The 10,273-nt window shown below is 70.6% G+C and carries 9 protein-coding genes and 1 pseudogene; 5 read left to right on the top strand and 5 right to left on the bottom strand.

Annotation, left to right across the window (positions count from 1 at the left end):
• From D7W81_RS35805 to D7W81_RS35795, 3 genes and pseudogenes are all read left to right on the top strand, one after another.
• A pseudogene (locus tag D7W81_RS35805) lies at positions 1–433 on the top strand (hypothetical protein); the annotation flags it as partial.
• Between the two features lie 53 nt (positions 434–486).
• On the top strand, positions 487–1,308 hold the full coding sequence (locus tag D7W81_RS35800; protein WP_120559870.1) for a hypothetical protein: 822 nt from the start codon (positions 487–489) through the stop codon (positions 1,306–1,308).
• Between the two features lie 11 nt (positions 1,309–1,319).
• A complete protein-coding gene (locus D7W81_RS35795) occupies positions 1,320–2,144 on the top strand; it encodes a hypothetical protein (protein WP_120559869.1) in 825 nt (274 codons plus the stop codon).
• A gap of 10 nt (positions 2,145–2,154) precedes the next feature.
• Here D7W81_RS35795 and D7W81_RS35790 read toward each other — a convergent pair whose 3' ends face one another.
• A complete protein-coding gene (locus tag D7W81_RS35790; protein ID WP_120559868.1) occupies positions 2,155–3,120 on the bottom strand; it encodes a 3-oxoacyl-[acyl-carrier-protein] synthase III C-terminal domain-containing protein in 966 nt (321 codons plus the stop codon).
• A gap of 5 nt (positions 3,121–3,125) precedes the next feature.
• Positions 3,126–5,039 (bottom strand): thiamine pyrophosphate-binding protein, encoded by a 1,914-nt coding sequence (locus D7W81_RS35785; protein WP_120559867.1) that lies wholly within the window; start codon positions 5,037–5,039, stop codon positions 3,126–3,128.
• Between the two features lie 394 nt (positions 5,040–5,433).
• Here D7W81_RS35785 and D7W81_RS35780 point away from each other — a divergent pair, with 394 nt between their 5' ends.
• Positions 5,434–5,847, top strand: a complete 414-nt coding sequence (locus tag D7W81_RS35780; RefSeq protein ID WP_120559866.1) for a hypothetical protein — start codon at positions 5,434–5,436, stop codon at positions 5,845–5,847.
• A 278-nt stretch (positions 5,848–6,125) separates the two neighbouring features.
• Entirely contained in the window at positions 6,126–7,751 is a 1,626-nt protein-coding gene (locus D7W81_RS35770) for a tetratricopeptide repeat protein (protein ID WP_158621760.1), read from the top strand.
• Positions 7,752–7,761: 10 nt separating this feature from the next.
• Here the strand turns inward: D7W81_RS35770 and D7W81_RS35765 are convergent, their stop codons facing one another.
• The 3 genes from D7W81_RS35765 to D7W81_RS35755 all read right to left on the bottom strand — a co-directional run.
• On the bottom strand, positions 7,762–8,340 hold the full coding sequence (locus D7W81_RS35765) for a GNAT family N-acetyltransferase (RefSeq protein WP_120559863.1): 579 nt from the start codon (positions 8,338–8,340) through the stop codon (positions 7,762–7,764).
• A 76-nt stretch (positions 8,341–8,416) separates the two neighbouring features.
• A complete protein-coding gene (locus D7W81_RS35760; RefSeq protein WP_120559862.1) occupies positions 8,417–10,072 on the bottom strand; it encodes a hypothetical protein in 1,656 nt (551 codons plus the stop codon).
• A 9-nt stretch (positions 10,073–10,081) separates the two neighbouring features.
• A partial coding sequence (locus D7W81_RS35755) for an ABC transporter permease (protein WP_147445743.1) occupies positions 10,082–10,273 on the bottom strand: 192 nt, incomplete at its 5' end.

Below are 10,273 nucleotides of genomic sequence, written 5' to 3'. Positions count from 1 at the left end.
GCCTGTGGCCACGCCCCCCGCCACCGTTGCGCCGGCGCCTCCGTCCGCCACACCGACGACCGCCAACGACGTGCCAGCGAAGGTCGAGACTCCGACGCCGACCAAGGTCGTGAGCAAGACGACCACCAAGCCGGGCGGCAAGACACAGGCTTCGCGCATCCCCCTGGAGCCTACCGAGGCCATCGCGATCAGCGACCTGAAGGAAGCCCGAGCCGCCGCAGCGCGGAAGGACGTGGACACCGCGGTCCGGATGGCCCAGCGCAGCTACACTGCCCAGAAGACCCTGGCCGCGCACTACCTGGCCATCAAGCTCCGGTGCCAGACCAGGGACATGGTCAATGGCCCTGTGGAACTGAAGAAGCTCCCCAGGGCGGACCTGACGCAGCAGCTCATCGACGAATGTCGGAGCAATGGGATTGAATTGAAGAAGTGAGCAGACACCGCCCGTCCGCGGGACCGCGGACGGGTGAGGGGGAAACATCCAACATGAAATGCATCGTCGCCGTGGCCGTGCTGGCCACTCTCCTGGGCACCCTGCCCGCCCGGGCCGCACCGCCCGCTCCCGTTGAAGCCGGCAAGGTGTTCGTGGGCCCGCAGGGGGAACAGGTCGCGGTCGTGCCGCTCACGCCCCGCGATCAGAAGAAGTTCCTCCTGCGCATCCAGGGCACCGGCTCCGTGCTGGACAACCTGGTGCTCCCCTACACGGTGAAGGACTGGAGCAGCCAGAGCACGCTGCGCCACAACTACACCACGCAGTGGCACGGCAAGGACTACTCGCCGCTCATCGTCGTGGGCAAGAACACGGAACTGCACTTCCCCGGCGGTCCCGGCAACGGCATCGCGGTCCAGTTCGACGAGGCGCGCTCCCAGAAGCTCAAGCCGGAGGAGGTCTACGCGCAGCACCAGCAGCAGACCCAGAGCGGCCAGCTGGCGAAGCTGATGGCCTTCGACCGCAAGGCGGAGGAAGCCGTCCACGACACCACCTACGCCGAGGCGCTCCAGGCGCTGAACACCTCCTGCGGCACCTCCGCGGCGGGCGCCATCGACTGGGCCACCGTCACCGAGCCCGTCCTCAAGTCCCAGAAGATTGCCCGCTACTGCGTCTTCCCCCTCACCGCCCTGAAGGCGATGTGCGACGTGTCCGAGGAGGCCCGCGGCACCGTGAAGGCCCGCCTCCAGCGCTTCGACTGCCGCTTCGGCGCCGCGCTGGAGCCCGCCCTGCAAGGCGACCGCTTCGTGTGGACCACGACCCCGGAGGCGTCCAATCAGGAGAAGGCCGCCACCCGCTACTTCAAGAAGCACCTCTAGGCCCGCGCACCATGCTCATCCAACGCATCCTTCCCGTGGCCGTGCTCCTCGCCGCAAGCCCCGCCGCCGCCGTCGAACCGCCGTGGGGCAAGGCGGAGAACCTGGGCCAGCGCATGCACCTGGAGGCCACGTCCGTCTGCACCGACGGCAAGGGCCACTACGTCGTCTCCGTGCCCCGCGAGGACACGGACGAGTTGGAGGACCGGCTCTACTACGGCGACGGCAAGTCGCTGGTGGAGGTGCCCCGGCCCCGCAGCCGGAACCTGTCCGCCACCACCTTCCAGGATCCGCGCTTCTTCAACCCGTCCGGCACCGCCGACTACGACGGCGTGGACCTGCGCGTGCACTCGCAGCTGTCCGTGGACACGAAGGAGCGCACCTGTTCGCTGCGCTGTGGCGAGCGCAAGGTGACGCTGGAGATGCTCCCCGGCAAGGAGGCGCGGGAGCTCTTGCGCAAAGCGGCCTACGTGCCCAACCCGCAGAAGTTCGCGCCCCACGCGCTGCTGCGCGACTCGGAGGGCACGTACTACTACGTGGACAAGGGCTTCACGCCCGCGGAGGCGCGCAACTTCCGCGTGTTCATCGGGCCCCGGGGCGACCTGAAGCCCCAGAAGATGACCAACGTGGTGGCGGACTCCGAGGGGGAGATCTTCACCACCAAGAAGGGCCAGCTGCGGCTCGTCATCGACCGCGCGCAGAAGCCCATCTGGATCGAGAAGGCGCGCAAGGAGGTGGAGCTGCGCAACGTCCCCGTGGAGCAGAACCTGCCCCTCATCTACAACGAGCTGGGCGTCTACACGGGCATCCGGCTGGGCACGCCCTGCGACGACCAGTAGCCCGCGTCCGTCAGACGCGCACCAGCAGCGCCATCTGGTGCGCGCCAATGCCCAGGCCGACCATCACCAGGTACTTCGTGCGCAGCTCGCGGTGGAACCGGGCCAGCGTCACCGGCATGGACGCGTGCACCATGTTCCCGTAGTCCTCGAAGGTGTCCAGGTACTCGCGCGGGCGGATCTCCTGCGCCCAGTGGTCCATCAACTTACGCGAGGCCTGGTGGGACATGAGCGTCACGTCCTCGCGCGCCACGCCGTGCTTCGCGAGCAGCCGCTCCACCAGCCGGGGCGGTCCGTTCATCCCGGAGTTCAGGAACGCCTTCACGCCTGACGTGGGCGCGATGCCGTACGTGGGATGCGGGAGGCCGGACTCCGGACGCGCGCCCATCATCATCGCGCCGTACTCGTCGCTGAAGGTGTCCGCGGCCCAGTCCACCAGCGTGAGCCGGTCCCCCGCGCCCACCACCACCGCGCCGGCCCCGTCGCCAATGCCAATGGCGTGGCCCTGCGTGTAGTCGATGTTGCGGGTCCACGCGGAGCCCACCGCCACCAGCGCGTGCTGGATGCTGCCCGCGCGCAGGGCCTCCCAGGCCAGCACCACGCCCATGAGGAAGTTGATGAAGTCCGCCTGCACCGGCACCACCAGCGTGCCCTGTGACAGGCCCATCTCACGGTGCACCGCGTACAGCTCGTTCGGCGTGATGAACTCCGACACCGACACGTAGCCGTACAGCCGGTCCACGTCCGCGACCGTCAGCCCCGCGTCCGTCAGCGCCGCGGCGCCCGCCTTCGCGGTGAGCGCGGACAGGGACCCACCGGGCGCCAGCACCCGGCGCTCGCGGTTGCCGTAGAAGAGCGCGTGCTCGCCGCCGGTTCCGGCGGCGCGACGCAGCGGCTCGAACAGCGGGTCGTCATTGCCGCGCACCTGCTCGGGAACAGCGGCACCGACTCCCAGGAGCGCGTAGGTCGCGGCCGTCATGGGTGCTACTTCGCGTCCGACGCCACCGCGGCGAAGCGGTCACCGTACGGGGGCACTTCGCGGTAGTCGATGTGCGCGACGATGACCTGCGGCTGGCCCGTCTCGTTCGCGCGGCGCAGCACTTCCGGCAGCAGCGCGTCCAGCTGGCCCGGGGCGTTCACCGTGTAGGCGCGAGCGCCCAGCGACTCGGAGAAGGCCTTCAGGTCCGGGTTGCCCAGGCCGTAGAAGTCATCCTCCAGCGGCTGCGTGCGGTCCTGCACGTGCTCGCCGTGGTTCACCATGCCCAGGAAGTTGTCGTTGAGGACGATGGTGACCGTGCCCACGCGGTAGCGCGACGCGGTGAGCATCTCCGTGCCGTTCATCAGGAACGCGCCGTCGCCGACAACGGCCACCGCGGAGCGCTCCGGCCGGCCCACCTTGCCGCCGATGACGGCGCCGCAGGACCAGCCCATGGACGACAGGCCGCAGGGGTAGAAGATGCGCGCGGGCGGCGTGATGTGCAGCATGTGCGCCGTCCACCCGGTGCAGTTGCCCATGTCGATGTACAGGTCCATGTCCGGGCTCAGGTGCTTGTCGAGCTCCTTCATCAGGTCCTGCGGCTTCACCGAGTCCCGGGCCTGCGGGGCGCGCACGGGGCACGCGGGCTCCGTCAGCGCCATCACCTGCGCCCAGCGCTCCTGCACCCGCGAGCCGCTGGACGGGCCAATCATCTGCCCCAGCTCCGCGATGCCCGTCATCACCGAGCCCACGTCCGCCACGATGGGCAGGCGCACCGGCAGGAACTGGCCGATGTTGGAGGCGTTCACGTCCACCTGGATGACGTGGTGCACGGCCTGGAAGTACTTGTGGAAGCTGCGGGAGGCCCACTCACCCAGGCGGCTGCCCAGGACCAGGAGCACGTCCACGCCGTCGCGCAGGTACGCTTCCGCGCGCTTGCTGCCGGCCAGGCCCAGCACGCCCAGGGACAGCGCCTCGCGCTCGGAGAACAGCCCCTTGCCGCGCATGCTGGTGGCCACCGGGATGCCGTGCTGGGTGACGAACGCGGTGAACGTCTCGCCGTGCTCCGCCATCGCCTCGCGAGCGCCCGCGCCCAGGAAGATGAGCGGACGGCGCGCGGTGCGCAGCAGCGTGAAGGCGGCGCGCAGGTCCTCGAAGGGCGCCATCGCCGGACGCGCGCGGAAGGCGCCGCGCGTGGTGGGAACGGAGGCGCGGTGGATGGGCTGGCGCGCGATGTTCGCCGGCACGCTCAGGTGCGCGGCGCCGCCGGGCAGGCCCTGCGCGGTGCGCATGGAGCGCGCCAGCAGCCGCTGGAAGCTCTGCGCGTCCGGAACGATGGTCGAGCTGGCGCACGCCTGGCGGAACACCTCCACCGTGTTCACGCCGTGGGTGCTGCTGCTCTCCTGGATGGCCATCAGGCCCACGCGGTCCGTGGCCACGTTGCCGCTGATGGCCAGCATGGGCACGCCGTCCAGGTGCGCGGAGGCCACGCCCGTCAGCGCGTTGGTGGCGCCCGGGCCCGCCGTCACCATGCACACGCCCAGCTTGCCGGAGGAGCGCGCGTAGCCGTCCGCCATGAACGCCGCGCCCGCCTCGTGCGACGCGATGATGAAGCGCATGGAGGCGTGCTTGCGCAGCGCCTGCTGGAACGGGGCGATGTTGCCGCCGGGGACGCCGAACACCGCATCCACCTCTTCGGCCTCCAGGTGCGCGATCACGCAGTCGGCGACCGTGATGTCCTCCACCGTCTTGAAGCCCCGCGCGTTCGTGTCCCCGTACATCGGGATCGGATCGCCGTGACGAGCCTCCAGCACATTCGCCTTCCCCGTGGGCGTCTCGTGACGGAGTGCCTCGACGGGCACCTCGTTCCGCAGGGTGTTCGACGAGATGGACTGGAGCTCAGCGAGCGAGGAGCTGGACATTGAAGGACGTCTCCAAGGCCCCGGAACCCGTGTGGTCCGACGCGGCTGCGTCGACTCTCTGCCACCGAGTCCGGGGGGACCTCGATGCCATGTGGCAGTTTTGCGGGGATGCTGGAAAAATGCATCCCCTTAATAGCGGATAACCGAGGGAGTGTGAAGTAAAAAGAGTGGAAAGTTATCCTGACGCTGGATTCTTACTCTTCGCGACGGGTTACCACGTTTACCCTGGGACGTCTTCATCTTCACGCGGGGGCAGGGTTCGCGCGCGCGTACGCAGGTTCAGCAGGAGTGGATCCACGGTGGGCCCGAGTGGAGTAGGCTCACGGTTGCGCTGCCATCCGGCCGGAGTCGCACGGGAATGGCGCGTGCACCACAAAATCAACGTGGGGGTTTCATGGCTGAGAATCTGAGGACGGAGTACGGCTTCCGGCTCAATGCGCCGGGCTACATCACCCCTGCCGAGGCCAAGGTCTGGTTCGAAGACCTTCGCGCCAAGGTCGCGGTCAAGCGTGGGCGGCCCTTCGGACTGATGGTGGATATCCGCAGCCAGAAGGCGAACCCGCCGGAGACCCAGGAGATCATCAAGAACGCGATGGCCTGGCTGCGGCAGAACGGCATGGTGCGCTCGGCGGTGGTGCTCGACAGCACCGTGGCACGCCTGATGATGGTGCGCATGGCCAAGCAGAGCGGCGTGTACGAATGGGAGCGCTACATCGACGCGTCAAAGGACACGGATTGGGAGCACAAGGCGATTGACTGGATCACGAACGCCACGGAGCCTTCTAAGGAAGAAGACGCCGCGGCCTGAGCTGATGTGAACCCTGGGTGATGGCGGTGGAGGCCCCCTTCGTGAGGCCCACCGCCTCCCCTGCCCGGTTGGGGCCTGTTCCACCCGCTACCCTCCAGGTCCTGTCCGTGATTCCCGGCTCCCCGCGGACGACAGGCTGGTTCGGCGCGGTCCTGCTCCTCCTCGCGGGATTCCTGGGGCCGGGCTGCGCCTCCCCGGTCCCGCAGCGTGACGGCTCGCGGGCGCGGACCACCCTGTCAGCGGTTTCCTCCCCTGCCCCCACCCCGAGGCAGTTGCGGGTGCGCGTGTACGCGGACGTGGACCACCGGGCGCGGGGCCTCCATTGGGAGCGGAGCGTCACGGCGTGGCTCCAGCGCGCGAGCGAAGCGGTGCGAGGGCCCCTGGGCGTCACGTTCCAGCTGGAATCCGCGCGGGCGTGGGACCGGCGCGGCTCGGACGGCCCGCTGGAGCCGGTGCTGGGGGCGTTGGAGTCCCTGGACGCGGGCGAGGACGTGGACCTCGTGGTGGGACTCGTGGCGGCGCCAGCGTCGTTCAGCGGCGCGCAGCATGAGCTGGGCTTCGCGCGCGTGCTGGGACGCCACTGCGTGCTGCGAGGCATGGGGGGAGAGCTGCCGGTGGAGGCGCGGCAGCGGCTGGAGGTGGCGGTCCTGCTGCACGAGTGGGCGCACACCCTGGGCGCGCTGCACGTTCGTGACGGCCGGGGATGGATGTCACCGAAGTACGACGCGGACCAGACGGGGTTCGACGCGCGGACGCTCGCGCTGCTGGGCGCGGGGCTCCGGCACCTGCCCGGGGCCCGCGTGGAGCTGGAGGCGCAGAAGGAATGGGCCCGGCAGCTGCGCGGAGCGGTGGAAGCCATGACCGGCCCGGCGTGGGCAGGGGCCGAGCGGGACTTCCTCCTCGAGTGGACGGAGCGGGTGCGCACCTCCGGCGTCGTGTTGGGGCCGGAGGGCACGCCCCGTTCGCTGACGCCCCTGGAGCGACAGCGGTTGGCGGAGGTCATCGCCCTGGAGAAGGCGGGCCGGCCGGAGGTGGCGGCGGAGGCCCTGGAGCCGCTGGCCGTGCGGCATCCCCAGGACGAACGCGTGCAGTTGCTGGCGTGCTACCTCGCCGTGCACCTCACGCCAGGGCTGGACGCCACGCGGGAGCGGTGTGAGCGGGCCATCGCGCGGTTTCCCGACGAGCCTTCGCTGCGCATGAACGTCGCGCTGCTCCACCTGCACGCGGGCCGCTTCGACGAGGCGCGGGACAGCCTGGTGGCCGCGCGGAGGAACCTGGAGGCCCGGGCGGAGGTGGAGCCCGCACAGTGGGCGGACCTGGCGGGACTCTTCCTGCGCGCCCACTGCGTGACGTGGGCGGAGGAGACAGCGGCCCGGGCGCCGGGACTGTCGGCGTCAGCGGCGGTGCTGGAACAGGCGGCCCGGTTGCGGCGGCAGGTGGCGCTGCCGGTCCGCTCTGAACCGGGCGGCTCCCCTCCTCCGGACCTGGAGCCCGCGCTGGTGCGCGCGGTGTCCGACGTCGAGGCGCTGCTGCATGCCGGCTCCTCCGGCCGCGCGCGGGAGCGCATCGCCGCGCTGGCGCTGGCGTTCCCGGCGAGTCCCTCCGTCGCGCTCCTGCAATGTGAGCTGCACCTGCTCCAGGGGCGCCTGGGCTCCGCGCGCACCGCCTGCGAGCGCGTGCTCGCGTTCCGGGAGGATGCGGTGCAGGCCCACCTGCTGCTCGGAGTGCTGGCCACGAACACCCGCGCGCATGCGCGTGCACGCAAGCACCTGGAGCGCGTCATCGCCCTGGAGCCGTCACGCACGGAGGCTTGGCACCTGCTCGCCCGCGAGTACCGGGGCACGCGCCAGCTGCGGTTGCTCCAGGCTCGCTACCGCGAACAGTTCGCGCGCGACCTGCCGTGAGGCACGCCGCCTACTTCGCGGCGGACGCGCGCCAGGCGTCCTCGAGCAGCGCCAGCAGGCACATGTCGTTGAAGCCGCCGCCGTTCCCGTCGGCCTGGTAGCCGCGCAGCACGCCCTCTTGCTGGAAGCCCGCGCGCGTCAGCGCCCGGTGCGACGCCGTGTTGCGCACGTTCACCATGCCCTCGATGCGGTGCAGGTCCAGGTGCTCGAAGCCGAAGCGGATCAGCGCGGGCAGGATTCCCGTCATCACGCCCTGGCCCCACAACGCGCGCGCCACCATGTAGCCCACCTCGGCGCGGCGGTCCTTCTGGCTCCAGTTGAAGAGGGTCAGGTAGCCCAGGGGCGTCGGAGCCCCCTCATGCGCAAGCACCCACCGGATGCCCTTGCCCTGGCGCATCGCCTCCAGGTCGCCGGTCAGCTTCGTGTGCAGCGTCTCCCGGAGCACGGGCACCGTGAAGTTGAGGCTCCGGGCCACCTCCGGATGGGAGTACAGGGCAATCACCCCGTCCATGTCCTCCGGGGTGAAGACGCGCACCCGGTATGGCGCGGGAACGACGGGCAGCGGCAGCGTGGCGTAGGACATGGACATGCGGAAGGAAGCCCGTGCGGTAGGGACGTCAGAACCCTACCGGGCGGGCACCGCCGCCGCCATCGTTCCGGTGCGCTCAGGCTTCCGTCAGCAGCCTGCGCCGCTCGCGCAGCACGTCGCGGAGCGGATCCCACTCGCCCCGGGCCCACGGAAGCACCTCCTGCACCATCCGCTGATGGAGGAAGGCCAGCACCTCGTCGGGCGTCCGCGTCCGGGAGAGGACGGAATCGCGCCAGCCCTCGTCCAGCGTCGAGTTCGTCCCGCTCATCAGCGCCCGGAACGCGGCCCAGGCACAGTTCGCCAGCAGGTGCTCGGGGTCCTTCGGGTGCAAGAGGGTGAAGCCCACGGCGCGCTGCGCGGGTTCCGCCACCATCAGCGTCGCGTAGTGGATGCACCACGCGGCGTTGAACAGCTGCGACGCCAGGAGCTGGCTGGGGACGAACCTCCCAATCTCCATCGCCCTGCGCTGATGCTCCTCATCCGGCGTGAGGACCCATTCCTCCAGGGCGAGGAGGCTCGACTGGGCGCCATCGTTCTCCGGCCCATGCGTGTCCCAGATGCGTGCCGCCACGCGCACCACCGCCACGCACAGCCGGGCCTCCTCCTCCTGCGTCAGCGGTCCCAGGGAGTCCACCCACGCCTGCAGCCGGACCGCCGCCGTGTGCTCCGCATCCACTGGCAATGGACCCGGCCCCGCGAGCACGCCGGCCAGACGCGGCGAGCCCGGCCCGGGCGTCCACTGCTCTCGGGGCAGCGGCGCATTCCGGACGATGGCGTCCGCCACCGATTCGGCGTGCACCTGCATGCGAAAGGCGATGGGATCGCCGTGCCCCCGCTTCACGGAATGCGTCTGCACGCGCCGCAGCAGACCCGCCACGGGCCGCGCTTCAGCACCCAGGCCCGCGAGCAGGTGCAGCGCGTAGAGCCCCAGCCGCACCCCTTCCCTGTCATTCGGTTCAATGCCCACCAGGCCCCGCGCCGTCCGCTCCAACAGGGGCAGCGCGCGTGCCGGTGACAACCACGACAGCACCTGGAGGACGACGACGCGGCTCTCGTCATCCAGCACCACCTGGTCCTCCAAGGCCTGGAGCACCGCTTCGGATGGAGGCGAACACCGGCCCAGCAGGCGCAGCGCGGAGCGACGCACGTACGGGCTGACGTCCGCCAACCTCGCCAGCGCTTCGTCCCGCACCGCGTCCGGAATGGAGCCATCCAGCGCCGCCAGCGCATCCAGGCCGAGCGCACGCACCTTGAACTCCTGCTTGTCCTGGCAGGCCTCCAGCAGCAGCCGCACCGCGAGCCCGGTGGGCAGGGGCCGCAGGTCCACCAGGGCCCGCAGCGCCTGACGCCGCAGCCGCGCTCTGGGCCGGTCCAACAGCCCCAGCACCGCGGGCACCGCGCACCGGGGCTGCGGCGTCATGGCCATCAGCGCTTCGAGCACGTTCGAGCGGACGCTCGCATCCGCGGACTCCGTCTCCGCCAGCCGGGGCTTCGCCAGCACCTCCAGCAACGCGGGCACCGCGCCCAGACCGATGGCCCGGAGCGCTTCGTGCGCGTCGTACGGGTAGACCTTCTGGACGCCGCCGTGCGCGACCAGCTCCGCCACCCACTCGCGAGGCGTCCGGTCCGCGTGCCGGAAGCCCGAGCGCACCATCAGCGCGTCCAGCCTGCGCAGCGAAGCGAGGTCGTCTCCGGAGGCCCGGCGCCGGGCCTCCTCCAATGCGTCACCCATCCCGGCACCCTACTCCGCGCGCATCGCCTCCACCGGGTCCAGCCGCGCCGCGCGTGCCGCAGGGTAGATGCCGAAGAGCAGCCCCACGCCGCAGCTCATCCCCAGCGACAGCGCCACGGCCCACGCGGGCACGCTCATGGGGAACAGCAGCACCCACTTGCCCAGGAACACGAACCCGAAGCCCAGCCCCAACCCCAGCAC

Source organism: Corallococcus aberystwythensis (genome assembly GCF_003612165.1).
In the GTDB taxonomy this organism is placed as follows: Bacteria; Myxococcota; Myxococcia; order Myxococcales; family Myxococcaceae; genus Corallococcus; species Corallococcus aberystwythensis.
Note: the sequence above shows the minus strand (reverse complement) of the source record. Positions and strands in the feature narration are given on the sequence as shown.

Excerpts from the sequence above, each read along its gene's own strand:
- D7W81_RS35800 (WP_120559870.1), top strand. The coding sequence starts at position 487 with ATGAAATGCATCGTCGCCGTGGCCGTGCTGGCCACTCTCCTGGGCACC.
- D7W81_RS35795 (WP_120559869.1), top strand. The coding sequence starts at position 1,320 with ATGCTCATCCAACGCATCCTTCCCGTGGCCGTGCTCCTCGCCGCAAGC.
- D7W81_RS35790 (WP_120559868.1), bottom strand. The coding sequence starts at position 3,120 with ATGACGGCCGCGACCTACGCGCTCCTGGGAGTCGGTGCCGCTGTTCCC.
- D7W81_RS35785 (WP_120559867.1), bottom strand. The coding sequence starts at position 5,039 with ATGTCCAGCTCCTCGCTCGCTGAGCTCCAGTCCATCTCGTCGAACACC.
- D7W81_RS35780 (WP_120559866.1), top strand. The coding sequence starts at position 5,434 with ATGGCTGAGAATCTGAGGACGGAGTACGGCTTCCGGCTCAATGCGCCG.
- D7W81_RS35765 (WP_120559863.1), bottom strand. The coding sequence starts at position 8,340 with ATGTCCATGTCCTACGCCACGCTGCCGCTGCCCGTCGTTCCCGCGCCA.
- D7W81_RS35760 (WP_120559862.1), bottom strand. The coding sequence starts at position 10,072 with ATGGGTGACGCATTGGAGGAGGCCCGGCGCCGGGCCTCCGGAGACGAC.